This window comes from Pseudoalteromonas sp. CF6-2 (genome assembly GCF_021729425.1).
Classification (GTDB): Bacteria; Pseudomonadota; Gammaproteobacteria; order Enterobacterales; family Alteromonadaceae; genus Pseudoalteromonas; species Pseudoalteromonas arabiensis.
Genome location: NZ_CP091442.1, coordinates 2,258,230 through 2,282,523 on the forward strand (window position 1 = coordinate 2,258,230; position 24,294 = coordinate 2,282,523).

The 24,294-nt window shown below is 40.6% G+C and carries 25 protein-coding genes; 10 read left to right on the plus strand and 15 right to left on the minus strand.

Annotation, left to right across the window (positions count from 1 at the left end; translation table 11 throughout):
• Positions 1–101 precede the first annotated feature (101 nt).
• From L3Q70_RS10500 to L3Q70_RS10510, 3 genes are all read left to right on the plus strand, one after another.
• A complete protein-coding gene (locus tag L3Q70_RS10500) occupies positions 102–1,736 on the plus strand; it encodes a tetratricopeptide repeat-containing response regulator (RefSeq protein WP_062569968.1) in 1,635 nt (544 codons plus the stop codon).
• Positions 1,737–1,759: 23 nt separating this feature from the next.
• A complete protein-coding gene (locus L3Q70_RS10505; RefSeq protein ID WP_193987521.1) occupies positions 1,760–3,124 on the plus strand; it encodes a sugar ABC transporter substrate-binding protein in 1,365 nt (454 codons plus the stop codon).
• 74 nt (positions 3,125–3,198) lie between these two features.
• Positions 3,199–5,070 carry an ATP-binding protein gene (locus tag L3Q70_RS10510; RefSeq protein ID WP_167346347.1) on the plus strand — a complete coding sequence of 624 codons (1,872 nt, stop codon included), beginning with the start codon at positions 3,199–3,201 and terminating at the stop codon, positions 5,068–5,070.
• Here the strand turns inward: L3Q70_RS10510 and msrB are convergent.
• The 11 genes from msrB to L3Q70_RS10565 all read right to left on the minus strand — a co-directional run bounded on the left by msrB (position 5,067) and on the right by L3Q70_RS10565 (position 15,575).
• Positions 5,067–5,510 carry a peptide-methionine (R)-S-oxide reductase MsrB gene (gene msrB, locus L3Q70_RS10515; protein WP_062569965.1) on the minus strand — a complete coding sequence of 148 codons (444 nt, stop codon included), beginning with the start codon at positions 5,508–5,510 and terminating at the stop codon, positions 5,067–5,069. The two genes, L3Q70_RS10510 and msrB, sit on opposite strands and share 4 nt — an antisense overlap.
• A 64-nt stretch (positions 5,511–5,574) precedes the next feature.
• Positions 5,575–6,018 carry a hypothetical protein gene (locus L3Q70_RS10520; protein ID WP_237114235.1) on the minus strand — a complete coding sequence of 148 codons (444 nt, stop codon included), beginning with the start codon at positions 6,016–6,018 and terminating at the stop codon, positions 5,575–5,577.
• Between the two features lies 1 nt (position 6,019).
• A complete protein-coding gene (locus L3Q70_RS10525; protein WP_062569963.1) occupies positions 6,020–6,511 on the minus strand; it encodes a DUF2919 domain-containing protein in 492 nt (163 codons plus the stop codon).
• A complete protein-coding gene (locus L3Q70_RS10530) occupies positions 6,511–6,855 on the minus strand; it encodes a DUF3392 family protein (protein ID WP_062569962.1) in 345 nt (114 codons plus the stop codon). The genes L3Q70_RS10525 and L3Q70_RS10530 overlap by 1 nt, the downstream gene beginning before the upstream one ends.
• Entirely contained in the window at positions 6,848–8,869 is a 2,022-nt protein-coding gene (gene ligA, locus L3Q70_RS10535; RefSeq protein WP_062569961.1) for an NAD-dependent DNA ligase LigA, read from the minus strand. Before ligA ends, L3Q70_RS10530 begins: the two co-directional genes overlap by 8 nt.
• Before the next feature lie 84 nt (positions 8,870–8,953).
• On the minus strand, positions 8,954–9,694 hold the full coding sequence (gene zipA, locus L3Q70_RS10540) for a cell division protein ZipA (RefSeq protein ID WP_237114236.1): 741 nt from the start codon (positions 9,692–9,694) through the stop codon (positions 8,954–8,956).
• Positions 9,695–9,730: 36 nt separating this feature from the next.
• On the minus strand, positions 9,731–13,132 hold the full coding sequence (locus L3Q70_RS10545) for an AAA family ATPase (RefSeq protein ID WP_237114237.1): 3,402 nt from the start codon (positions 13,130–13,132) through the stop codon (positions 9,731–9,733).
• Positions 13,133–13,192: 60 nt separating this feature from the next.
• Positions 13,193–13,924, minus strand: coding sequence for an RNA methyltransferase (locus tag L3Q70_RS10550; protein ID WP_062569958.1), 732 nt, complete (start codon positions 13,922–13,924; stop codon positions 13,193–13,195).
• Positions 13,925–14,052: 128 nt separating this feature from the next.
• Complete coding sequence (locus L3Q70_RS10555; protein ID WP_237114238.1) at positions 14,053–14,499, minus strand: flavodoxin; 447 nt, start codon at positions 14,497–14,499, stop codon at positions 14,053–14,055.
• Positions 14,486–15,259: a tRNA pseudouridine(65) synthase TruC gene (gene truC, locus L3Q70_RS10560; RefSeq protein ID WP_062569956.1), complete on the minus strand. Its 774-nt coding sequence runs from the start codon at positions 15,257–15,259 to the stop codon at positions 14,486–14,488. Before truC ends, L3Q70_RS10555 begins: the two co-directional genes overlap by 14 nt.
• Position 15,260: 1 nt before the next feature.
• Complete coding sequence (locus L3Q70_RS10565) at positions 15,261–15,575, minus strand: YqcC family protein (protein WP_237114239.1); 315 nt, start codon at positions 15,573–15,575, stop codon at positions 15,261–15,263.
• A 106-nt stretch (positions 15,576–15,681) separates the two neighbouring features.
• Here L3Q70_RS10565 and L3Q70_RS10570 point away from each other — a divergent pair, with 106 nt between their 5' ends.
• Together L3Q70_RS10570 and L3Q70_RS10575 are read left to right on the plus strand one after the other, a co-directional pair.
• The gene (locus L3Q70_RS10570; protein WP_062569954.1) at positions 15,682–16,710 is read left to right on the plus strand and encodes a DUF3549 family protein; all 1,029 of its coding nucleotides are present in this window, start codon (positions 15,682–15,684) and stop codon (positions 16,708–16,710) included.
• Entirely contained in the window at positions 16,711–17,010 is a 300-nt protein-coding gene (locus L3Q70_RS10575) for a DUF3301 domain-containing protein (protein WP_237114240.1), read from the plus strand.
• 656 nt (positions 17,011–17,666) lie between these two features.
• Here L3Q70_RS10575 and L3Q70_RS10580 read toward each other — a convergent pair.
• A complete protein-coding gene (locus L3Q70_RS10580) occupies positions 17,667–18,308 on the minus strand; it encodes a GNAT family N-acetyltransferase (RefSeq protein WP_062569952.1) in 642 nt (213 codons plus the stop codon).
• Positions 18,309–18,460: 152 nt separating this feature from the next.
• Between L3Q70_RS10580 and L3Q70_RS10585 the strand changes: the two genes are divergently transcribed.
• The 3 genes from L3Q70_RS10585 (at position 18,461) to L3Q70_RS10595 (ending at position 19,884) form a co-directional block, all read left to right on the plus strand.
• Entirely contained in the window at positions 18,461–18,691 is a 231-nt protein-coding gene (locus tag L3Q70_RS10585) for a DUF2789 domain-containing protein (protein ID WP_062569951.1), read from the plus strand.
• Between the two features lie 153 nt (positions 18,692–18,844).
• The gene (locus L3Q70_RS10590) at positions 18,845–19,111 is read left to right on the plus strand and encodes a hypothetical protein (RefSeq protein ID WP_062569950.1); all 267 of its coding nucleotides are present in this window, start codon (positions 18,845–18,847) and stop codon (positions 19,109–19,111) included.
• Positions 19,111–19,884, plus strand: a complete 774-nt coding sequence (locus L3Q70_RS10595; protein ID WP_062569949.1) for a Zn-ribbon-containing protein — start codon at positions 19,111–19,113, stop codon at positions 19,882–19,884. Before L3Q70_RS10590 ends, L3Q70_RS10595 begins: the two co-directional genes overlap by 1 nt.
• Before the next feature lie 61 nt (positions 19,885–19,945).
• Here L3Q70_RS10595 and syd read toward each other — a convergent pair whose 3' ends face one another.
• On the minus strand, positions 19,946–20,485 hold the full coding sequence (syd, locus tag L3Q70_RS10600) for a SecY-interacting protein (RefSeq protein WP_062569948.1): 540 nt from the start codon (positions 20,483–20,485) through the stop codon (positions 19,946–19,948).
• A gap of 59 nt (positions 20,486–20,544) precedes the next feature.
• On the opposite strand from syd, the gene queF reads away from it, so the two are divergent.
• Positions 20,545–21,390: an NADPH-dependent 7-cyano-7-deazaguanine reductase QueF gene (queF, locus tag L3Q70_RS10605; protein ID WP_237114241.1), complete on the plus strand. Its 846-nt coding sequence runs from the start codon at positions 20,545–20,547 to the stop codon at positions 21,388–21,390.
• A gap of 56 nt (positions 21,391–21,446) precedes the next feature.
• On the opposite strand, the gene L3Q70_RS10610 is transcribed toward queF, so the two are convergent.
• Both L3Q70_RS10610 and L3Q70_RS10615 read right to left on the minus strand, forming a co-directional pair.
• Entirely contained in the window at positions 21,447–22,481 is a 1,035-nt protein-coding gene (locus tag L3Q70_RS10610; protein WP_237114242.1) for an isoaspartyl peptidase/L-asparaginase, read from the minus strand.
• 124 nt (positions 22,482–22,605) lie between these two features.
• The gene (locus L3Q70_RS10615; protein ID WP_062569945.1) at positions 22,606–23,310 is read right to left on the minus strand and encodes a SapC family protein; all 705 of its coding nucleotides are present in this window, start codon (positions 23,308–23,310) and stop codon (positions 22,606–22,608) included.
• Positions 23,311–23,556: 246 nt separating this feature from the next.
• Between L3Q70_RS10615 and L3Q70_RS10620 the strand changes: the two genes are divergently transcribed.
• Positions 23,557–24,267, plus strand: coding sequence for a DUF6445 family protein (locus tag L3Q70_RS10620; protein WP_193987535.1), 711 nt, complete (start codon positions 23,557–23,559; stop codon positions 24,265–24,267).
• Positions 24,268–24,294 lie beyond the last annotated feature (27 nt).

The following is a 24,294-nucleotide window of genomic DNA, read 5'->3' on the forward strand; positions in this document are numbered from 1 at the left end:
CATGAATTATCAGTCCGAATTATACTAAACCTGCAAATTGCCTTGTCAGCAGCTAGACTGTTTATTATAGTCACCTTTAATATCACTCGGTCGCAAGTCGAATGCCTACAAAGATTTTTTCGAAAGCTAAAATATTAATAGTGGAAGAACAGCCGCTAGCTCAAAGCTATATGAAACAATCTCTTGAAGGGTTAGGTTTTCGTCAACTTCGCTTTGCTGAACACGCAATAGCTGCCAAGGAGCAATGCCAAGTTGAACAATTTGATCTAATTGTTTGCTCATTTAATTTAAGCAAACACCAAGATGGTTATCAGCTCTATGAAGAGCTAAAAGTAAAACGTTATATTAAAAGTTCAACTGGGTTTATTTTTATCTCAGCAGAGACAAGCGGCTCATTAGTTCATAGTGTATTAGAACTACAGCCCGATGACTTTCTTGTTAAACCATACACAATTTATGAACTCAAAAACCGTATCGAAAAAGTACTCATGCGTAAATACCATTTACAGCGTGTGTATCAACTAATTGATGACGATAACGACTCTAAAGCAATTAAGCACATAGACGAGCTATTACAAAATAAGAGTAATACTTATAGTGCTATTCTGTTACGGTTAAAGGGTAATGCCCTACTCCGCTTAAAGCGTAATGAAGATGCAAAAGCTTTCTTCAAGTCAGTACTCAATATTCAAAAATTTACATGGGCTAAAGTTGGCTTAGTTGAAGCGCTTATCGCGAATAACGAACATATTCTCGCTCAGCGTATGCTCAAAACGATGTTACAACGCAATGAAACTCGCTTAGTCGCACTTGATTTGCTTGGTCGCTTAGAGGTTAAACTAAACCAATTTGACGAGGCTCAAGCTTTCTTCAGTCAGGCTGTTAATATTGCTCCCCGTAATATTTCTCGCCAAAAAGCACTCAGTCACGTTTCCTTACTTAATCATGATTATGAGAAAAATTACCTAACACAAAAAGACATTGCCAATTACGCAAAACACTCTATTCATGATCACCCTGATATTTATTTAAATGCCGCACGCGCAGGCATCGACTTTGCGCTTACCACAGATCAAAGCGATCAAGTTAATCGTATCTCAAGGCAAACTAATCAATATTTAAATGATTTAAAACAGCAGTTTCCGAACAGTAATAACCAAACTCAAATTGATGTTTTAAATGCACGATTACACTACTTAAAAGATGAACATCAAAAAGCAAAAGCACTAATTGAACAGCTTGATGAAAGTGATACGCAAATTCGCTCTGTCGACGGAGCACTTGATAAAGCAAAAGCTTTTCACGAACTTGGCTTTCATAACAAAGCGCAAATGCTTTTTAATCAAATAATTACTCATTGCGAGCGACACCCATCTGTCAGCGATCCTGTTTATGTACGCTATATTCAACAGCAACAAACAGAGCGTCGCGACATCAAAATGGGTCCAAAAGAGTTAAACAATCACGCTGTTTCGCATTTTAATAAAGGTCAGCTCAATGTTGCACTCGAAGCATTTACACAAGCTTTTAGAGTCATGCCTAAAAATGCCAGCATTGCGCTAAATCTATTACAGTGTTTATTTGATAACAATGGACAAGGTCAATCCTTCAACCTTGTACTTGCCAAAAAATGCTACCGCTTGTTGAGTAAGCACACGCTTGAAGATGAGCAAGCCGCGCGTTTTGAAAAAATAAAAGCCCGTGCAGCAAAAATGAACCTACAGCTTACTGATTAAAAACTGATTTACTGGGGCTTCTTTTGAAAACGTATTTAAAACACTTTCTTTTTTTAATCATTTTACTGGGCGGTATTAATACGAGTGCCTCATCAGAGCTGCAACACTGGCAACAAGCAAAGATCAATTGGCAAAGTGAAGCTGGTAGCCATATAAATATATTAGCTGATGAGCAGCCTGCTTTTATGGCTTTAAAGCCATATATTCCTCTATTCGAGAAGCTAACTGGTATTTCTGTCGGCTTTCACCCACTTGAACAATCTCAAATGCGTATTAGACGCCACCAAGATTTAAGTGAAGGACTTGGTTTATATGATGTTCACCCAATGGGAATTACTTTTTTAGGTGAAGCACAAAGTAATGGCTGGATTGAGCCCTTAGCACCTTATTTAGAAAATCCACTCATTACCGATAAAAGTTGGTATCAATTAGAGGATATTAGTGAACGAAGTCTTGCGCTCTGTCGCATTAATGGCGCATTGTATTCACTTCCTTTTGATTTTTCTGCGCCAATCTATTTTTATCGAAAAGACTTATTTACGCGTTTCAATCTTAAAGTCCCCGATACGTATGCAGAACTATTAAAAACAAAAGTAGCATTACAACGCGCTATTGATACTGACCCGCAATTAAAGGGCATGCACGCATTTGCCTCTCGCACCTTGCCTGGTGCAGGGTTAAACACATGGACTATTTTACCCATTATGCGCGCTTACGGTGCACAGGTTATTAATGAACATGGGGAATCTGAGTTTGATAGCCCTGAAACAGAAGATGCCTTAAAGATGTATCGCAATTTAGTAACTGGCTATGGCACACCAGACAATAGCCGGCTTTTACATTTTTATGAGTTGCGAAACCAGTTTAAGCAAGGAAAGCTCGCATCCGCTTTTTTAGCCTCACATTTCTATAATGAAATTGATACAGCGGAAGAATCCGATATTTGGAATAAATGGGAAGCGGCCCCATTACCAGCTGGCCCTGTTGCACGAGAAACCTCTCCTTGGGCTTGGGCGTTTACAATTAATGCTCATTCAAATAATAAAACAGCTGCGTGGTTATTCATTCAATGGGCGACAAGTGAACAAACCGCTTCATTATTAAGTACTGGCGGCTCACCTCCGCGAAAAAAAGTATGGCAAGAAAAACTGTTCACTCTTGTCAATAAACCTGGCTTTAATAACGCTATGCTATGGGTATTTGATCACGCCACACCAGATCGCTTACAAGCAGGCATAGTTGAATTTCCGGTTATCGGAAAAGTCATTTCATATACATTTAGTCAAATCTTTTATGGTGCAGATATTAAAGAATCAATAAAAACCACCCATACTAAAATTAACGTCGATATGAAGCAGTTAACGTCAAATAGAGCGGTTCAACAATGAGGGTCAGTATTGCTCATAAAATTTTGATGATTATAGGTTTTACCATCACCCTAATTTTGGGGGTGAGCACTTCTATGCATGTAGTTGAATTAAAAGAACAGACGTTACTAAACATGAGTGAGAAAGCCGATGCGATCGTTTCACCTATGCTGTCAGAAATCGACAATTTAACAACCGATAACACCATTGGCAGTTGGGTTTTAAAAATTCAGGGGATCACGTTAAAGAACATCTTAAAAAACAATACATTCGATGACCTAGAAACTATATATTTTATTGATCAGAATAACTTTATTGCAGCGCATCCTGACACATCTAAAATTGATACGCTAGAAACAAACCAAATAATACTTAAGCAACTTAATCCAAATCAAAATACCATTGCGTCTTTAGATCAACAATATGCCGTCGCAGTCCCCATTGATAACCATCAAGGTGAAAATATAGGTTACGTTATTGTGACTTTTTCAGACAAAGACTTGGCTCTAAAAACAAAATCAATCATTAGTAACGCAATCTCTTTATTTGCAATTTACCTACTCGCCGCAATGATCATTGCCTATATCATCATCAGGCGAATTATCTTACAACCTGTAGAACAACTTGTAGAGTTTTCTCATGCTGTAACCACAGGTGATTTAAACTGCCCTATCAATATTAAAAGCCAAGATGAAATTGGTACCCTCGCAAGTGGCTTTAAGATGATGCGAGCAGCGGTAAGACAGCAAATCAACAGCATGCATGAACAACATAGTCAATTAGAAGAAACCATAGCTAAGCGCACACAAGAGTATATTGATGCGAAGGAGCAAGCTGAACAATCTAATCAAGCCAAAAGTCGCTTTTTAGCAAACATGTCACATGAGTTAAGAACACCACTCAACGCGGTGCTTGGGTTTAGCCAGTTACTGCAAGATAGCGAAACAGACAAAAATAAACGTCGCTACCTAGAAGCAATATCAATTTCAGGTAGTTCATTACTCAATGTACTTAATGATATTCTTGATTTGTCAAAAATTGATGCTGGAAAAATGCAACTTGATATAGATCGCGTCGAGATCCCGACTATCTGTCATGAATTAAACATGATGTTTTTGCAATTAAGTGCCCAAAAAGATCTCGACTTCAAAGTGACAGCTCACCCGGGCTTCAAAACACCGGTATTACTTGATAGCAATAAAGTACGCCAAGTACTGACAAACTTAATCAGTAATGCAATAAAGTTTACCTCACAAGGGCGTGTAGATGTGTATTTCGATTTTAAGCCTCATGATGATGAAAGTCATATAGATATTGCTATTCATGTTAAAGACACGGGTAAAGGTATTCCTAAAGATCAGCAAGATTTAATCTTTAATGACTTTGAACAAGTGCAGGGGCAGCGCAGTTCAGAGTTCGGCGGAACAGGCCTTGGATTAGCAATTTCACTGCGTTTTATTAAACTAATGGGTGGCGATTTATCGGTGCTAAGCGAAAAAGATAAAGGCAGTGAATTTATTGTATCAATTCCTAATATTGAGCTTGCAGAATCAATGGCTGAGGTAGAGCATCGCAACTACCCTGCTCTCTCCAGCTACCACTTTAATCCTGCGCGTATTTTAATTGTCGACGATATCCCCTACAACAGAGATTATTTAGAGTCATTTTTATCACGTTGGAGTTTTACTATCGATACCGCGATAAATGGAGAAGACGCGCTTAAAAAAATAGAACAACAGCAACCGGACTTGATAATCATGGATTTAAAAATGCCGGTAATGGGTGGACTTGAAGCATGTCAGTTAATTCGAAGTGACGACCGTTTTAAACACATTCCAATTATCGCAGTAACTGCATCCTCGTTAAAAGATGAAAAGGCACAATCGAATATTCTAACTGACTATATAATCAGTAAACCAATATACCGAGAGCACCTTATTTTTATTATTGCACAGTACTTGGATTAGTCGCATTTTTTCATGGCAACAGCATTCATACAATAACGCAGACCGCTCGGTGCTGGGCCATCAGGAAAAACATGACCTAAATGCGCATCGCACACATTACAAATCGCTTCAATACGTTGCATTGCGTGGCTGTTATCCGCAATATAGGCAATACTTTCTATGCTGCTTGGTTGCGTAAATGAAGGCCAACCAGTGCCACTGTCAAACTTTTCATCTGCGTCAAACAGCAAATTACCACAGCATACACAAGCGTATTTGCCTGGTTCGAATAAAGTACATGAATCGGAGCTATGTGGGCGCTCTGTTCCTTTTAAACGCGTAACATAAAAAGTATGCTCATCTAACTGTGACTGCCACTCAGAGGAGCTCTTTTCGACTCTGCGCGGCGGAGTGGGATTACCAGTTTGTGCGAACGCTAAAATATCTTGCCAAGTTAACATAAGGCCTCCTCAATATTTAAAGTATGCCAAGACACTACATCAAAAAGCTAAGGCTCGGCAAGCCTTAAGATGTTATTGTAATTTTCTGCCGTTCACGCGCTGATAAAATGATATGAAGGTGTGAAATTATCTCAGCTTTAGAGACACTCAGTACCGCATGCAACCGTTGTGAATTAATGTCTTCGATAACAATACTGCCCTCACCGACACTGATTGTTTTGATTTGCCCTATTAACACAAATTCGGCTTTACGTTTAAAATCAAATAACCCTGCTAGGCTTATTAAAGCAAGCTGATTAACATCTCGCTTAATTAACTCTTCAACTGGGTTTCTGTTTTTAAATAAAGGAGTAACTCGGTACAAAGCAGAGCTTGTAATCACACACCAAAAAATAACAAACGATGAAAAAACAGCACTATGCCACAGTGGTGTGACAAGCCATAAAAGCAGTAAAACGAGCGCAATTGCCACTGAAATTTTAGCTAATAGCTTATTAACACGAAGCATTTTATTCTCCTTTTTTAATAATTGGATCAGGCCAATCATTAAAAAATACGCTGAGGTAACGACTTTTCAGTAAGTACAACAACACCCATAATACAATTACCATTTGACACGCTAGAAACAATGAAAATTGATAATGACTATGCGCTGCTTGATATGTAAGCCAGCCTAAATCAATGATTGCACATAAAATTAATGGCCAACGCATAAAACGCCATATGCTCGCCAGTCGCTTTGCGCTATCAGGGTTGTCTTGTGGTCGTCTTAAACAAAATATAACAGCAGGTAATAAAGCAATGGCGGCAATACCGATAGAAAAAAAGAAATCAGACTTACTGTTAAAAAATAACGACATAATATCTAAATCAGGGCGGCGACTCAGCGCCGCCATAAGCCAAATAAAGTAACTGCGTAAAAGTACTAATAGAGATAAATGAAAAGCTATAGGCGTTCTATATGCTCCGTATTTATCCCAATATTCAGGCCCATAACGCATTACAGTTGATTCTTCCTATCAGCGATAATACCCAATACTAAAAAGGCAGCTGTGAGTGTCAAAGCCAACCATTTTACACCCAACAGCATAAGCAGCTTGCTCAAGTAAGGGGTAATAAATACAACCAATAACCCCATACCGAACCCAGTGACTAACACAAAACACAGAATACGTATAATGAAGTGACGACGTGCCACAAAACGCTTTGTTATTTTAATGATATCGTCCGCATAGAGAGATAAAAAACAAACCACTAACAATAACGAAATATTATATAAGTGAGGCTGCAACCAATGACCTAGAGTTAATGCAAGCGACGACATTGCCTGTAAAAAGCTATCCATTGTGTTCACCTAGTAATGCGATTAAGTCGGCTTCAGTTAAAATATCAATTCCTAAATCTTGTGCTTTAGTCAGTTTAGAACCGGCTTTCTCACCAGCAATTAACGCATCTGTTTTTGCTGAAACACTTCCCGATACTTTTGCACCTAATGCCTGTAAACGCGCTTTTGCGTCATTACGGTTAAGTTCACTTAGCGTACCTGTTAGTACATAAGTCAACCCTGCTAATGGCTGCGCATCTTCACTTGGGGCGCTCAGTGCAGGCCAATGAATGCCCTGCTCTATAAGCGCATTAACAACGTCCATGTTATGCTCTTCACTGAAGAAACCACGTACATGTTTGGCAACAATCTCACCAACATCACTGACTTCAGTCAATGCATCAACGCTTGCTTGAGTTATTTTTTCTAGGGTTAAAAAGTGGTTTGCTAAGTTTTGTGCTGTCGCCTCACCCACTTCGCGAATACCTAATGAATATAGAAACTTGGCTAACGTTGTTTGCTTAGCGTCTTGCAATGCGTTGACTAAATTCTTAGCAGACTTAGGTCCCATACGCTCAAGTGATTCAAAATGACCCTGCTTAAGGATAAATAAATCAGCAGGCGTTTTAATCAGTTCACGGTCAACTAACTGGTCAACAATTTTGTCACCTAAGCCATCGACATCAAGCGCTTTACGTGACGCAAAATGCTTAATTGCTTGCTTACGCTGCGCTTGGCAAACTAAACCCCCCGTACAGCGAGCTACCGCTTCGCCTTCAATGCGCTCCACATGCGAATCACAAATTGGGCAAGTAGCTGGAAATTCAATCTCTTTGGCATCGTCAGGGCGGCGCTCAAGTACAACCTGCGTTATTTGTGGAATAACATCACCTGCACGGCGAATAATCACGGTGTCGCCAATTTTAACGCCCAATCGGGCAATTTCGTCACCGTTATGTAAGGTTGCGTTAGACACAGTGACGCCGCCGACAAAAACGGGCTCCAAACGAGCAACTGGGGTAATTGCACCGGTACGGCCTACTTGAAACTCAACATCGAGCAGTTTAGTTACTTCTTCTTGGGCAGGAAATTTAAACGCAATTGCCCAGCGTGGTGCACGTGCAACAAAGCCTAAACGCTCTTGTAGTTTTTTATCGTTTACTTTGATCACCACGCCGTCAATTTCGTATTTTAAGTGTTCGCGACGAACTAAAATATCTTGATAATAGTCGAGCGCGGCCTGTTGACCTTCAACCAGCTTTGTTTCAGGGCAAAGTGGTAAGCCCCAATCCGTCAACTTAGCAAGTTGTTGGTAATGATCTTCCGGTAACTGACCATCAGCAACCAAACCTGTGCTGTAGGCATAGAACATTAATGGGCGTTTTGCTGTTACTTTAGAATCTAGTTGGCGTAAGCTTCCTGCCGCAGCATTACGTGGGTTAACAAATACTTTTTCACCACGCTTTTGAGCTTCAGTATTAAGCTTTATAAACCCAGCGGTATCCATAAATACTTCACCGCGAACCTCAAGCTCTGCAGGAATATCATCACCACGTAACTTAAGCGGCACGTTTCGAATCGTTTTTACGTTCTGGGTAATATTTTCACCGACCATGCCATCGCCGCGAGTGGCTGCTTGGACAAGCACGCCATTGCGATAAATAATTGATACGGCTAAACCATCAAGTTTTGGCTCACAACAAAATGTCAGCTCATTATGATTCATAACACGTTCTTTAATTCGGCGATTAAAGGCTGCAAATTCTTCTTCAGAAAACGCGTTATCAAGTGACAACATAGGTACTCGGTGCGTTACTTGCTCAAATTTATCAAGTGCTGTACCACCCACCTTCTGAGTAGGTGAATCAGGACTTTGAAATTCTGGATTCGCTTGCTCAAGCGCACTTAGCTCTCGCATCAAACGGTCGTATTCTGCATCAGGAATACTGGGTGCATCCAGCACATAGTAATTATGGTTATGCTCTTCTAACTGGGCACGTAATTGAGTAATTTGCTCAAAGATAGGGCTGGACATGAAAACCTCAAAAATCTACATAAAAAAGCCACTTAAACGAGTCATCGCCAAGTGGCCTAAAATACAATAAATGTGCAACGACTATTATGCTGAAAAGCTTCTTACTTTCTCAACATATTCCCTCACACTGTCAACCGTCATTTCTTCACGGTTGCTATTTAAAATAGTTGCACCAAATTCATCGGCAAGTTTCTTTGCCGCACTGTGTAACATATTAAAGGCACTCAAGCCGTCCCCTTCACAAGGTAAGGTCATAAATAAACTTACCCCTGCGGTACTAAATTGTTCCATATTATCAATATCGAATGTACCAGGGTTATACATATTCACTAATCGGAACAACACAGGCCCCGTACCCGCAGGGTCTAAGTGACGATTAAAGAAGCCTTCTTCTGAATATTTGAAGCCAAGCATATTAACAGCAGGTAGCAATTGGCTGCCTTCCATCGATAAACCTTCAGGCATTTGCAAGTGAACAATAATAAAGTCTGTTGGTTGCACTTCTTGCTGCGGCTCATCAGTAACGGATTCAGCCTCTAATGGCTGCTCTTCTACGACTGGTTGCTGCTCCATTTCAGGCTCAAGTTCGCGTGACTCAGTCTCAGCACTAAAGCTTAAATCACCAAATTCAGGTTCATCGCGTTCTTGCACAACAGGCTCAGGTTTATCCGCTACACTTTGCGTCGTTTCGTTAGGTTCTACCCGATCTTGTTGCGTAACCTCTGGATTGTCTTTTTTCCGTACAGACCAAAGTCCGTGTATTAATAAACCACCAATCACAAACACACTGATTACGATTAAAGCCCATCTTAATTCTTCGGCCATCCCCTCACCTTTATTATTTGATCTGCCTAACTAAATTTATGCATGTGCCATTTGCACTGCTTGTTCAATATCTACAGCAACCATCCGCGAAACACCGGGTTCAGCCATAGTTACACCCGTCAATCTACCTGCCATTTCCATGGCAATCTTATTATGACTGATATAAATAAATTGCACCGATTGTGACATCTCTTCTACCAAACGGCAAAAACGACCCACGTTCGCATCATCCAATGGCGCATCCACTTCATCTAGCATACAGAATGGAGCTGGATTGAGCCTGAATATTGAAAACACCAATGATAATGCGGTCAGCGCTTTTTCTCCACCACTAAGCAGGTGAATTGTCGAATTTTTCTTGCCTGGAGGCCTTGCCATGATGCTTACCCCACTTTCAAGTAGATCATCACTGGTCAATTCAAGGTAAGCACTACCGCCACCAAACACTTTCGGGAACAACTCCCCAAAGTCTGTATTTACTTGTTCAAAGGTCGCCTTGAAACGATTTTTTGTTTCTCGGTCGATTTTTTGAATCGCCCCTTCAAGGGTATTTAATGCTTGCGTTAAATCATCAAGTTGCTGATTTAAATAATCGCTGCGCTGTTTAGCCTGCTCAAACTCATCAATTGCCGCTAAGTTCACCGCGCCAAGCTCATTTAACGCTTGCGTGGTTTTTGTAAGCAAAGTTTGCATGCTATTTAAATTGGCATTGTCAGGCAGTTCTTCAAGTACTGTTTTTAAATTTTGTTGCAGTTCTTCAAGTGGCTCTAAAGCCGCCTGCGCTTTAACGATTAAACTTTGTTCATCCAGTGCCAATGCTTGCAGCTGCTCTTGTAACGTCACCAACTCAGATTGCGATGATTTCAGCGCTGTTTGCTTATCAGCAAGCTCCTTTTTAGCTTGACTCAATGCCGCTTGCAAGTTTTTCAGCTCAACGTCACTTTGTTGATGCTTTTCAAGCAATAGCATAATTTGTTCTGCTACCTCTTCAAGCGGTATCACTAACTCTTCTAGCTGCTCGTTGAGTTCTAATACGGCTTCACTGGCAGCATTTTGCGCTGCATTAGCGTGTTGTAATTTAGTTTCACTCAGTTGACACTCACTGCGAGCTTTTTGTTCGGCCAAATTTGCTTGATGTGCCTGCGTTTTATATTGCTCTAACAGAGAAGCCACTTGGCGATAGTTGTTATTTGCCTCAGCTTGTTGGTGTTTTGCTTGCTCTAACTCAGTTTCAAGTTCTAATTGCTGCTCTAACAATTGTTCAAGTAAACACTGCTGAGTTTGTTGCTGTTCGTCGGCATTTTGCTTTTGCTCAGCCAGTAACGTTTGACGCTGTTGTAACTTAACAAGCTGGTTTTGCCACTGCGTTTGCTGCTCTAGCAACATATCTCGTCGAGTACTGGCCGATGCAATCTGCTGAGCCGCTTGGTGAATTCGTTCTCTGTATTGCTCTTTGTCGGCGATAAGTGTTTTCTTACGTTCCAAATGCTCATTTAGCAATTGCTGCTTAGTTTCTAATTGCTCGTTGAGCTCTTCATCTAACTGCTGTGCATCACTGAGCTGAGCATGCTTTAAAAGCAAAGAATTGTCAGCGTCTTTATTGGCATCAGTATGAAAGTTACGACCATGCATACAGCCTTGTTCATCAATCACTGCCAGCCAATATGGATCCGATAAAATAGCGTCATCAAAACGGGACTGAAATGCAAACCGTGCTAATAAATCAGGGAAAGCACCCGATTCGATGTAATTTGCTAATGACTCTTTTGGTAACTCAGCACTATTAGTTACAGGCCAAACACTGTTAGGCTCTTTATGCTGACTAACCTTTAAGTGCTCAAGGCCAAGTAGGGCTTGCTCAACTAGCGGCTCAAAGCCAGAAGCCACTTTTAACTGTGCTAATAAAGAGACACTCTCGCTGTTGGTTTGCTCTGATAACAAAGAATTAAGTGCCGCAATGCTGGCTCTATTTTCATTACTGTGCTGTTGAACCCGCTTTAAATCCTGCTCTAAGTGCTGTTGCTCTTTATCCGCGTGTTCTAGATTTTGAGTGAGCTTATTTAGCGCACTTTGTTGCTGCGCAAGCTCCTTCGTCAGTGTTTGAATTTGCTGTTGTTGCTCAGCAATTTGCGCTGCAACTGGGGTGGCTTCAAGCTCACTAATTTCAGCAGTGAGTTGTGCTTGTTGAGATTCAAGTTGCGCAACAGTCTGCGCAAAGTGAGCCTGTTGACTCTTGGCGATAGTAATATCACTGCTATGAGCTTGGTTTTTCTGTAAGGTGCTTTGATATTGCTCATTAGCACTTTGTGTTTGTTGCTGCCTAAAAGCGACTTGTTCTTCAACCTCTGTAACTTGCTCAGCGTACAACAAACTTTGCTCAATCGCTTCTTGTAGCTGCTCTTGTAAAATGGCGGCAGAAGCGTGTTGCTCTTCTTGCAGCTCTTTATTTTGTAACTGCAATTGTTGCTGTTTGATAAGGTTTTGGCTAAGTGTTTGCTGTTGCTGCTTTAAACTGATCTGTTGCTGCTCTTTGCGGGTTAACTCAGTATGAGTCTGATGCTGAGCCTGCTGAGCGTCTTGCAGTTTTTGCTGCTCAAGTTGCACCTGATTTTCAAGGCTTGCTAAAACATCATCATGGCCAGAATGCGCTTCTCTAAAGAACTGAATTTGCTCTTTAAGTTTGTTGATTTGCTCAGCTTTATCGATTTGTTGTTGGTGTAACTTCTGCCACTTTAAAACCGCAATTTGCCCTTTTAAGGTGCGCTCAGTGGCTTTTAATTCTCGGTATTTTTTTGCATCGACTGATTGCACTGCAAGCTTATCGAGCTGTGTTTGCAACTCTTGCCTTACATCAAGCAAACGCTCAAGGTTTTCGCGGGTGCTTTTAATGCGGGTTTGTGTTTCACGACGACGCTCTTTGTATTTCGAAACCCCCGCGGCTTCTTCTAAAAAAACACGTAAATCCGCCGGTTTACTCTCAATTAAACGCGAGATCATGCCCTGCTCAATAATTGCATAGCTGCGCGGGCCAAGACCTGTGCCTAAAAAGATATCGGTAATATCACGCTTACGGCATTTACTGCCATTTAGAAAATAAATTGACTGACCATCTCGGGTCACTAAGCGCTTAATCGCCACTTGGTTTCGATCAGCAAAGGTATTCGGTAAATGGCCACTGGTGTTATCAAACACTAACTCAACAGAGGCTTGTGAAATAGGTTTTCGATTAGTTGAGCCGTTAAAAATAACATCGGTCATGGCATCGCCACGTAAGTTTTTAGCTGAGCTTTCACCTAGCACCCAACGCACTGCATCAATGACATTTGATTTGCCACAGCCGTTCGGGCCGACAACACATGTCATCTGATCAGGGAATGGGATTTTAGTGGGTTCAACAAACGATTTGAAACCCGCTAATTTTATGGTGCTTAAACGCATCTAATTGTTTTACCGATTTTTATTGTTATTCTTCAATTTAACCCATTTTAGGGTAAAAGGTTAAGCGTGGCGCTTAAAATTATCTAAAATTATACCCGTTGCCATCGCTACATTAAGCGATTCTGCTTGGCCATAAGCCGGAATAGTGATTTTATCAGTAACTAAGCTTTCGCAATCAGTACGTATACCATGCGATTCACTGCCCATTAGTAATACGGCATCTTGCTTGAGAGCGGTTTTGTGAATGTTTTCACCTTCTAAAAATGCACCATACACAGGAAGGTTTAAGCTAGGTAAGTAATTAGTTAAGTCAGTTTGAGAGACACTCACACGAGCAAATGAACCCATGGTTGCGCTGATAGTTTTCGGGTTATAAGCATCCGCACTGTCTGTGCTGGTAACAATATGCTTAATACCATACCAATCAGCAACACGAATAATCGTGCCCAAATTACCCGGATCCGACACGCCATCAAGGGCTAGAATAAGCCCCGATGTAGGTAATGCTTGCTGACTTGGCATATCTACAACAGCAATTGCTGCGTTGTTACTAACGAGCGTACTGGCTTTAGTTAGGCTGTCTTCGTCTGCTTCAATGACTTGATGGGCTGCAAGCGCAGATTGGTGCGCTGTTATAAATGCAGGAGTCGCAAAAATATGAGCAATACTTAAACCACTGTTTAGTAATTCAAGTACATTTTTTTCGCCTTGAACAAGGTACTGGTTATATTGCTTACGGTATTTCTTTTGACCTAATGCACGAATTAGTTTCAGTTGGTTTTTTGAAATCATAACAGCCTCATAAAATGATGCGCTAGTATATCACCAAGGTCGCAGATTCTGTACTCGAAAAACCAAGGGGAAAGTGCCAATTGCTCATTCAATCAGCACTTATAAGAGACACTCGCTAATAAGAGGCACTAACTAATTTTTGTCAGCCACTCATTTAACCATGGCTCAGTAACAGGCCAAGGTTCAAAATCTTCACATGCATCAATTTCTAAACGATGACCAACAGGTTTTGCCTGTAAATCACGAAACAGCTCATCAAAACTGCGACCTGCGCCACAAAACGTATCGCCATAGCTACGGTCACCCATAGCAATAATGCCGTATTGCTTGCCTGTTAACAGTGGGAATTGCTCATTCAGTTGGCTGTATAAAGCGACTAAGTTACCAGGAATATCACCCTGACCCGTCGTTGATGTGATCACTAAAATATGTGACGCTGCCAGCATGTCATCAACCGTGCCATTTTCAACTAATTGCGCTTGATGCTCTGACTTTTCAATGATTTCAATAACTTGTTCGCTTAAGCGCTCGGCACCGCCGTAAACACTGCCGACAAAAATACTAATGGTTGCCATAATAATCCTTTTCTTCTGTTGGCCAGCCAAGTTGCTGGCAAATCGTTAACATTGCATCGCCTAATGGCGCTTTAATTGTTATTGGTTGCTTGCTATAAGGGTGCACAAACTTTAATTCAGAGGCAAATAACATTAAACGACGAAGCTGAAAATGTTCTCTAAAAAATTGATTATGCTGATTATCACCATGATTTACATCGCCAATAATTGGCAATGATAAATGTTTTAAATGACGACGAATTTGATGTTTGCGGCCAGTTTTTGGAAAACACTCCACCAGCGAGTAACGAACTGTTGGGTACTTACCAATTGGAATAGGCAAGCTTGCTTGGTGCAGGCAATGAAATTGCGTTTGTGCTTCTTGCGGCGCTTTATCTTGATCTGCAAACTTATCGGCAATTTTATCAAGCTCTTCTTTTAAAGGTTTATCTAAGAAGATTGATTCGTTTAAAAAGCCCCTTACTAACGCTAAATAACGTTTTTCAATTTGCCCATCAATAAATAACTGATTCATGTCACGGGCTGCTTCTGAACTTAACGCAAACAGTAACACACCTGACGTTGGTCTATCTAACCGATGTACAGGAAATACGTGTTGACCAATTTGGTCACGCAGCATTTGCATCGCAAATTGAGTTTCGTGTTTGTCTAAAAACGAACGGTGAACCAATAAACCTGACGGTTTATCAATCGCAATGTAATTTTCATCGCGGTACAGAATCGTTAACTCATCAAATTGTGGCTTATCAATCTCTTGCATCTTAGTCATCACTCAAAAGTTGATCGAGTTTTTGTAAAACGCTAATCACATCATTACCACCGCTGTGTTGTGCCAGCATCATTTCAGCCATAGGCGCAATTGCAAAATTACGAGGTAAAGGCTGAGCATGTGTAATTAAGGCATGCATTTTTTCAAGAAAAACAAATTGCAGCCATTGCTCAAAAGCCATAGTGTCATGACAAAACGGTACTCTAGAATTGAGTGCGCTTGGGTCAATTGGTGTTGTTTGCCAAAGTGAATGGCGTTGTAATGTTGATTCTAATTCGCGCAGCAGCGCCAAAGTCTGTTGATGCATTGTAAAACTCTTAATACCTTTGTGCTTAGTATACCCTGTTCCAAGGCGCCATGGTATGGCGTATAATTCGCCCCTGATATAGATTAATTACGGTAATTGAGATTTTATGACTGAGCAGATCGCCACTTTAGGGCAACTTCTGGATGCAGCAGGTACCACTTGGCGTGCCTTCGATATTGGCAGACACATCACGAAATTAGACAAAAAACAATTTCTCGCCATTGAAGAGACAAAAATCCCTTACCCATACCCGCTTGCTGGTCATGCTTGGCTTGCTATTCAATTTTGGGATGTAAAAGCGTCTAAAGAACCTTATGTATGGTTTTTAAAATTCCCACTCGATGAGCAAAGCCGCCTAGTAAGCGCAAGCCGCGACCATTTCGCAAATATGGTAATTGAAGCACTTGGTACAGAAATTACCGGTGAAAATGCCGAAGGCAAACTTGATAACAATCCGTATGTATTTACGCCAAACGCCAACAAGCTAGCGGCATTTAATGCACAGGTTAAGTGTTTACTTAAACAAAGTGCTTCACAGTACTACGAATATGCTCAGCTTTATTTTTCAGGCAAACTGGGGTTTGATAATTGGCAAAGTGTTGCAGTACAGGGCATTGCTGATTTTGCGATGCGTTTAGATAACGACAACAACTTAGCGAACCTACAAGCCGCTTGGGGGCAATTACCTGTCGAAGTATTACAGCCGCTCAGTGCTATGCTTGAACATGTTGCAATCGAACCCGTATTTGCAGAGCAATTGTTAGCCTATGGGTTAAACGCCATAGAGCATAAAGACGACATCGCCCTTGTGGCAGCTCTTAGAAGTTTATCAAAAACACCAGCGCAAGGTTTAACAGCGCAACTTGTTGATGCTGTATTGCGCTCTGATATGAACACCCAGTCAGATGTACTATTAACAATTGCAGGGCGTTGCTTTAGCACATTAGAAGACCCTGAACGCTTACATGTATTTATGGATTGCTGTGCACACCACACTGAAATTGAACAACTGTTTGTGAGTATTTTCACCGATTTAGTTGCAATTCCGAGTATTCGCCCTCACTTACTAGGTTTATTAAGACAGGAAAATCGCAGCGAAACACTCGCTCGAGCAATTGGAAGGTTATTTTCGTAAATGGCAGGCTTGTGGACACTCATCATCATTGGCAGCATAATCTACTTTTTTTGGTTAAACAGAAAAGTAGCCGAAGCAGCTAACCTTCATGCACAAAGACAAATTGAGCAGTTAAATGTGCAATTGATGAGTGTTGCTTGCAATAAACGCCGATTTGGCATTTTAAAAAGTGGTAAACCGGGTATTAAAAGTGAGTTTATTTTTGAGTTTTCAAGTGATGGGCAAAGCGTGTATCAAGGCGTTTTGATCATGGAAAATGAATTGCTTAAGAGTGTAGTGATACCACCGCACAAAATTTAAGCTGCGTCTAAACGCAGTAATTTTGATTGCGAAAAATGCAAAGCCCAGAAAGAACTAAGGCGTAGCTACTAGCCACGCCCCAATCTTGCTACTTCCATGATAAAGTGTCCCTACTCTTGCCGAAGCTGCCGTTTTTTTCTATCCCCTGAACGGGTATACATCCAGATACACCCACCATGCAACATCATGTCGCATTTAACACATCCCAGTGCCGTCCTCTTGCCATCAATGGCTATCCACTTCGTTTTCCAAACGCTCCTTTAGCTTCCTGCTAAATAATCCTTTGTTCAATCCTTTTCAACCGCTCCGCGATTGTACTGCATCCTAGCAGTTTCCTTATTCGTCCTTGCTTCCCTTTTAAATTGTCCTTTTGCTTCCTGCTAAGCCTCTTTGCTAAATTGCCAGCGTCCTAATCCTTGGCATCAGTTCACTCATTGAACCTGTGTCGTCTTGACATGATTAAGTTTAGAGGAATAAGGAAATCAGGATAGGTACAAAAAGCAATTTTTTTGCGTTCATATTAAAGTAAGAAAAGAGAATTCTTTTAAAAACATTAAGATAAGTAAAATTGGGTACAAAATTTGAGTGTTTATTCTGATAATACTTACAGCAATGTGAGATAAATCTCACATTGCAATTTCCAAAACGTCCGTTGGTTATTTTGCGCTCTTAAACATAAGGTCACCATTAACCTGATTAAAGCTTAGTGACTTAAATACTTCAAAGCTCTCTGAGGTAAAAAACTCGCGCTGTTCTGGGCGTGTCACAAATACAGCAAGACCCGATGTATTAGGACTGCTTTGTAATAAATCATCAAGCCCTCTTAGTAAATATCGCCCAAGGCCCTGCCCCTGAAAGTGCGGGTCCACGGCAATAAAGGCTAAAAATAAATAAGGTGCTTTTTGCGATAATGCTTCTCGTATTGTGCGCTCTTTTTCAATCAATTGATTGGTTTGCAAATACCCTGCACTAAGCATTAATTTCAAGCGCCAGTGCCAGTAACGTTCGGCTTGAAGTTCACTGTTTGAGTCAAAAACACACGCAACGGCTTTCAATCTTTTTTGAGAGTACAATCCAATTAACGGCTGCTTTTCTTGCCAAAAGCTGGCTAGTTCTTCACGCACAAGGGCTCTGAGCTTACTTTCGTATTTAGTGGGGTTATCTGGTTGGTATCCAAGTACATTCTTTAGCACAGGGTCATCATAATAAGCTTGGTAAATAAGACTTGCAGCTATACTGATATCTTCAGCACTGAGGTATTGCACACTGAATGTGTCGTGTTCGGCTATCGTTGTCATACTCATCCTTTATTTGGCTTTATTATTTTTACCACTAGACTATATATATACCTAAGCAAAGCTAAAAACAAATTCAGCGTAAGTTAAACTGACATTCTCCATTATTAATTTTAAGCAGTAATAAATTATCACCATACACAAGGAGCAGAACTATGGATACGACAAAACATGATATTTCAACCCTCTTTGCACAACTTGGTTTACCATGTAAAGAGAGCGAAATAGACGCTTTTATAGCCTCACATCAATTGTCAGATACAACTTTGTTACAGGAAGCTCCGTTTTGGGATGAAGCACAGCAACATTTTCTAGCCGAGTCATTAGCTGAAGATGGTGCATGGAGCGAGGTGATTGACGAATTAGACGCAAGGTTACGCCAGTAGCTTTCGCTCCTTATTTACACACTAATATACCTAGTTTTAGCGTGTAAATAAGGAAATTAATTTCACTCCACCTCTATTATTGCTACCATACACGCGCACTGTGGCCCATATGCTACGGTGCTTTTTAGTCTTTATTAAAGAGTTTATACAAAAATGAATGCCGTTGTATTTGATGCAATTAAAACCCTTCTTGATGAAGGTAAAACCCCAACAGTTGCCCTAACAAAAAGTAAGCTAGCAGAACCTATGCCGATGCCAGTGATCATTGCAGCTGTAAGCCAATATAAAAACAATCCGGATTCAATAAAAAATTTCATTAATAACCCATCAAATGAGAAACTAAGTACACCAAAAGAAAGTCAATTGGATCGTATTGAAGCAAAATTAGATAGGTTATTAGCACTGCTTGAGAAAAAATAATGTTTGTTGTCGATCTGACTTTTGATTGCTACCAAGATACCACCTTAGAGCTTGCCGAGCAGGCAATAAACCGCTTAGTCAATGCGCTTCGTTTTAACGGCCAGATTATTGGTGATGAATTTCCTACTGTTCTAAAAGATGGATTTTTTATCACCCGCGTGATGTGCCCAACCGAAGATGCAATGCATCCTCTTAATAACAGCCCATTTGTAAAACACAGTATTGAGCAATTGCACACTGCGGGCTTACTTGCTCCAAAAGTTAAAGTGATTGGCCAAGACATTCACTCAAATGGCGCAGATATGTGTGATGATCCGTCGTGCTATATTTTATACACCACCTACGTGCATACCTGTAGTCCTGTTTATTGTGGTGATGACTTTTTACCTGTGCCGTTATTTCGTATTCCTGCGATTGCCAATGGTGATTACAAAACACTGATAAAATGGCAAGAAGACTGGCAAGCATGCGATCAAATTCAGATCAATGGTGCAACCCGTTGTGAGTTTCCTGCTCTTGAGGAACTAACCAGTATCAACAGTGATTTATACCGCCGTGGGCGAGATATCACTAAGCGTATTAGCTATCTAACAAAGAAGCCAGTTTATTACTATTTGTATCGCGTTGGCGGCGTCGATAAAGAATCAGAGCTTGAACGTCGTTGCCCTAGCTGTAATGGAGATTGGAGGCTGCCCGAACCATGGTTTGGCTTATTTGATTTTCGTTGCGAGCCTTGTGGCATTGTTTCGAATATCTCTTGGGACTTTCAATAACTTAATAAAGGCAATAACCAGATACATGAAAGGGGCAATCGCCCCTTTTTACTTATTAAGTTTACACCGTTACTTTATCTAAAAACTCACTGATGCTGTTTGCTAGTACATGATGTGGCTTTTTACCCACATACTCTAAGCAAACCTCCCCGCTTTCAACCAGTACAGTAATAAGTAAGTCATCTTGCTCTGTAAGACCCATAAACACCGTTTCTGGCTGCTTTAACTTACGTTTCATGAGTACATGGCCAGTAATATTCTGCTGCAAACGGCTAAAATCGTCTTCATTCCATGCTTGCAGCAACTCAATATGATGATCGTCGATGCGAACTAGCAAGTTTCCTGCATACAGGTGGCCAAATAACACACTCAGCTCTTCAGGAAAATTAAGCGCTAAAGCATTTGCTAAATCATTTAAAGATCCCTTGGGCTGTTGCGGTGCTGCTCGCCATTGAATAAGGCCTTGCTCATCAACATCACCTTGCTCACACGGGCTAGGCCATGCTTCATCATGCTCAATAACAGGTAACCTTCCCGTGCGCTCTAGGCATTTTTCACTAAATGCTTGGTGTAGTTTTTCTAGTTTTAAAGAAACGGACATACTGCGAAACTCATTAGCTTTGGGTATAATGTCGCCATTGTAACCACAAAAGTGTAAAGATGACAGATTACAGCAACTCTCCCGAATTAAAAGACAGTGTGCTTGGTAAATCAACTGAGTATATAGACACCTACACACCTAACTTATTGTTTCCTATTGCCCGTAAACTTAATCGTGACGCGTTAGGTGTTAGCGAAAATAACTTACCATTCAAAGGGCAAGATATGTGGACTGGCTATGAGTTATCGTGGCTCAATAATAAGGGTAAACCAATGGTTGCTGTAGCGACATTTGTGTTTCCTTGTCAAAGCAGTCACATCATTGAGTCAAAATCATTCAAGCTGTATCTGAATAGTTTTAACCAGACACGCTTTGCAGCTATTGAAGACGTACAGCAAGCTCTTACTAGCGATTTATCTGCCGCCGTGAATGCGCCTGTCGTCGTCACTTTATATAAAGCTGACGATTATAACTGCTTGCCATTTACGGCGTTACCAGGCGAGTGTATTGATGATCTTGATATCGAAATCACCAGTTATGATATCGACGCAAGCTCGCTTCGTCACAGTGGCGATGACGTTATCTCAGAAACACTACACAGCCATTTGCTAAAATCGAACTGTTTAATTACCTCACAGCCAGATTGGGCAAGCGTGATTATTCGCTACAAAGGTCAAGCAATCTGCCATGAAGCCTTATTAAAATATTTGATTTCGTTTCGTACTCATAACGAGTTCCATGAGCAGTGTGTAGAGCGTATTTACTGTGATTTAATGCAGCAATTAAACCTTGAAGAGCTTGAAGTGTATGCCCGCTATACACGCCGAGGTGGTTTAGACATCAACCCTTATCGCTCAACGAATCAAGATGAAACACCCTTCCAGGTGAAAATTAATCGCCAATAACTTTGGTGACAATAAAAAACCGAGTTGAACTCGGTTTTTTATTGTCTGAAGATTAATTATTCGTCTTTAAAAATACCCACATACGTTGGTGATGTATTTGATTTGCTTGCACGATACATACCCGCAGTATTAAACGGTAAGCTGATATTGCCTTTAGCATCAATGATAATCACGCCACCTGTACCGCCAACAGGCATTAAAACATCGTGGATCACCTCGTTACCCGCTTCAACTATCGTTTTACCTTGGTATTTTACACGCGCGCAAATGTCAGCAGCCACATTGTAACGAATAAAGTACTCACCATGCCCTGTCGCCGATACTGCACATGACTCGTTTTCAGCAAAGGTACCTGCACCAATTACTGGTGCATCACCAACGCGGCCAAAGCGTTTCGCCGTCATGCCACCGGTTGAAGTGCCTGCGGCGATATTGCCGTTTTTATCAAGCGCAACGGCACCGACGGTGCCCATTTTATAATTTACTGGCAAGGCTTGATGTGCTGCTTGATAATCTTTACTGGTTACTTGTTGCTTATCTAGTTTTTCTTTAGCTTTTAAAAGTGCTTCATAGCGACTTTCTGTATCAAACAGATTATTTTCAACCAAAGGAACACCTTGCGTTTTTGCAAAGTCTTCAGCCCCTTGACCGCTCAGCATCACGTGCACTGACTTTTCCATCACTAAACGAGCAAGGTTGATTGGGTTTTCAATGTGTTTAATGCCTGCAACTGCGCCAGCTTGTCGATTACGGCCATCCATTATCGAAGCATCTAATTCATGCGCGCCATCATAGGTATACACAGCACCACGACCAGCATTAAAAAATGGCGAGTTTTCAAGTACATTGATAGCTGCTGTAATTGCATCTAAGCTCTCACCGCCCTTCTCTAGCACTGCATAGCCAGTTTCTACTGCCTCTTTTAATTTTGCCCGATAGGCTTTTTCTTGTTCTGCTGTAAAGCGGCTTTTTTCTATGGTGCCAGCACCACCATGAATGGCAATAGCAAACGGCTGCTCTGCGCTGTAAGTTGGAACACTGAGTGACAATGCGCTAAGCGCAATGGCTGAGGTGAGTAATGTTTTTAACATAATGGGCACTTATATTTATTTTGGTGATAAGCCCAATGTGAATAATTCGTCGGTAATTTTCAAGTATTACCCGATGAAAGAAATAAAAAAAGCGCCAAATGGCGCTTTCCTTCGCAGTTTAAAATTATGCTTTAGCAGCTTTTAAACGTGCCAGACGTGCTACTTGATGAGTAGACGTTAAGAATGAGTAGATAGGCGCTAAATAGCCACGCTTACGAAGCTCAAGGAACTCTTCATCGCTTAATGCGTTTAGCTTTTTCTCATCTACAAGGTAAATACCACTGATGTCTTTTTTCTCACCTTTGATATCTACAGTTAATGTTTGCGCAACTAAAAGCTCTTTATCAGCTAAGAACTTAGTGAATGCGTCTGTTACTTGAGAAAACTCGATGAAAGAAACAAGTGCTTCTTTACGACGTTTAAGGTATTCAGTCTCTTCACCATTTTCGAAAAGTGCATTACCCGTTTCTTCACTTACAAGTGGGCTTGCTTCGTCAATAACGATACCAAATTGGTCACCCTCAGGGTGTTTTACTAGACCAAGAGGATAACGTGTCATCGCCATAGGTGCGAAAGCGGCTGTCCACTTGTCATCTTCGATAAATAAGTTTTCGCCTGGCTCTAGACCAAAGATCGCAACAGCTTGGAATTGACCTGATTCATTGTTTTTAACAAAAGCCATTGGAAATTCATTTGCGATACGTGCAAATTCGTGGGCAACCACAGGAACTAAATGCTGAGATTTCATGAACTCGACATGGATGCCGTTTTGAATTTTAGTGTTGGCATGTTTTTCGTTATGTAAAGGCTGTACTTGTTGCTCCGCCATGATACTGCTCCATTATAATTTTATATATGTTTTGCTGTTAGTGCCCAAAGCCTATCGGTTTTAGACACAAAAAGGAAGTGAAAATTTTGTGGCAGATTGTACATTATTTTTTAACACAAATAATTACTCAACAACGGTTAAAAAACAGCCTAGAAAAGCGGTAAATTAAGGCAAAATCCCCTCGCCTCTAACTAATTATTTTTGTTAGTATATTCATTAATGATGAGGAATTTACTGAGCATTTAAATGGAAAGTTATCAATTAAATAAAAACTATAAAGTGCAGGTAATCAATATTGAAAGTATTGATGAAAACATCATTATTATTGATGATTTTTTAAGCCATCTTCAAGGTGTTTATCATTTCGCATCAAACGTCGCATACTTTCAACCTATCGGCACAGATGGCACCTTGTACCCTGGTAAACGCGACGAAATGCCAGCCCCTTATTACCGAGTGTTTGAACAACTACTGCAAAGCTTAATAACGGAAGGCGTTATAGATTCTGGAAATAACAATCTCTATTTGCATAAATGTAAGCTCTCGGTTGTAACGCAATCTGCTAATGAATTACATGTCATGCAGCGCATGCCACATATTGATTCAACAGATGATAAAACCTATGCTGCTGTACATTATTTATCAAGTAAAGAATGGGGTGGTACAGGTATTTATAAATACAAACCAACAAATACAATTAAAATTACCGCTGAAAATCAAAATATCGTCCACGATATAATCAAAAACGTACAACAACATGAAAGTACACATCAAGGCTATTTAGATGAAAGTACGGAGCTATTTGAAAAGGTTATTGATATAGAGGCAAAACCAAACCGTGTGGTACTTTATAAAAGCAACCTGCTTCATAGTGCGGCCTTAAAAAACAACCTACCATATAGCCAAGATATTAAAAATAGTCGACTCTCTATTTCATCGTTTTTTAGAATTGAATAAGTGGCTTGTTAATTAAAAGCCACTTAT

Excerpts from the sequence above, each read along its gene's own strand:
- L3Q70_RS10520 (WP_237114235.1), bottom strand. The coding sequence starts at position 6,018 with ATGCTTCGTGTTAATAAGCTATTAGCTAAAATTTCAGTGGCAATTGCG.
- L3Q70_RS10580 (WP_062569952.1), bottom strand. The coding sequence starts at position 18,308 with ATGACAACGATAGCCGAACACGACACATTCAGTGTGCAATACCTCAGT.
- L3Q70_RS10570 (WP_062569954.1), top strand. The coding sequence starts at position 15,682 with ATGACTGAGCAGATCGCCACTTTAGGGCAACTTCTGGATGCAGCAGGT.
- L3Q70_RS10530 (WP_062569962.1), bottom strand. The coding sequence starts at position 6,855 with ATGGATAGCTTTTTACAGGCAATGTCGTCGCTTGCATTAACTCTAGGT.
- msrB (WP_062569965.1), bottom strand. The coding sequence starts at position 5,510 with ATGTTAACTTGGCAAGATATTTTAGCGTTCGCACAAACTGGTAATCCC.
- L3Q70_RS10550 (WP_062569958.1), bottom strand. The coding sequence starts at position 13,924 with ATGATTTCAAAAAACCAACTGAAACTAATTCGTGCATTAGGTCAAAAG.
- zipA (WP_237114236.1), bottom strand. The coding sequence starts at position 9,694 with ATGGCCGAAGAATTAAGATGGGCTTTAATCGTAATCAGTGTGTTTGTG.
- L3Q70_RS10620 (WP_193987535.1), top strand. The coding sequence starts at position 23,557 with ATGGAAAGTTATCAATTAAATAAAAACTATAAAGTGCAGGTAATCAAT.
- ligA (WP_062569961.1), bottom strand. The coding sequence starts at position 8,869 with ATGTCCAGCCCTATCTTTGAGCAAATTACTCAATTACGTGCCCAGTTA.
- L3Q70_RS10510 (WP_167346347.1), top strand. The coding sequence starts at position 3,199 with ATGCATGTAGTTGAATTAAAAGAACAGACGTTACTAAACATGAGTGAG.
- L3Q70_RS10595 (WP_062569949.1), top strand. The coding sequence starts at position 19,111 with ATGTTTGTTGTCGATCTGACTTTTGATTGCTACCAAGATACCACCTTA.
- L3Q70_RS10545 (WP_237114237.1), bottom strand. The coding sequence starts at position 13,132 with ATGCGTTTAAGCACCATAAAATTAGCGGGTTTCAAATCGTTTGTTGAA.
- queF (WP_237114241.1), top strand. The coding sequence starts at position 20,545 with ATGACAGATTACAGCAACTCTCCCGAATTAAAAGACAGTGTGCTTGGT.
- L3Q70_RS10565 (WP_237114239.1), bottom strand. The coding sequence starts at position 15,575 with ATGCATCAACAGACTTTGGCGCTGCTGCGCGAATTAGAATCAACATTA.
- syd (WP_062569948.1), bottom strand. The coding sequence starts at position 20,485 with ATGTCCGTTTCTTTAAAACTAGAAAAACTACACCAAGCATTTAGTGAA.
- L3Q70_RS10610 (WP_237114242.1), bottom strand. The coding sequence starts at position 22,481 with ATGTTAAAAACATTACTCACCTCAGCCATTGCGCTTAGCGCATTGTCA.
- L3Q70_RS10525 (WP_062569963.1), bottom strand. The coding sequence starts at position 6,511 with ATGCGTTATGGGCCTGAATATTGGGATAAATACGGAGCATATAGAACG.
- truC (WP_062569956.1), bottom strand. The coding sequence starts at position 15,259 with ATGCAAGAGATTGATAAGCCACAATTTGATGAGTTAACGATTCTGTAC.
- L3Q70_RS10615 (WP_062569945.1), bottom strand. The coding sequence starts at position 23,310 with ATGGCGGAGCAACAAGTACAGCCTTTACATAACGAAAAACATGCCAAC.
- L3Q70_RS10575 (WP_237114240.1), top strand. The coding sequence starts at position 16,711 with ATGGCAGGCTTGTGGACACTCATCATCATTGGCAGCATAATCTACTTT.
- L3Q70_RS10585 (WP_062569951.1), top strand. The coding sequence starts at position 18,461 with ATGGATACGACAAAACATGATATTTCAACCCTCTTTGCACAACTTGGT.
- L3Q70_RS10590 (WP_062569950.1), top strand. The coding sequence starts at position 18,845 with ATGAATGCCGTTGTATTTGATGCAATTAAAACCCTTCTTGATGAAGGT.
- L3Q70_RS10500 (WP_062569968.1), top strand. The coding sequence starts at position 102 with ATGCCTACAAAGATTTTTTCGAAAGCTAAAATATTAATAGTGGAAGAA.
- L3Q70_RS10555 (WP_237114238.1), bottom strand. The coding sequence starts at position 14,499 with ATGGCAACCATTAGTATTTTTGTCGGCAGTGTTTACGGCGGTGCCGAG.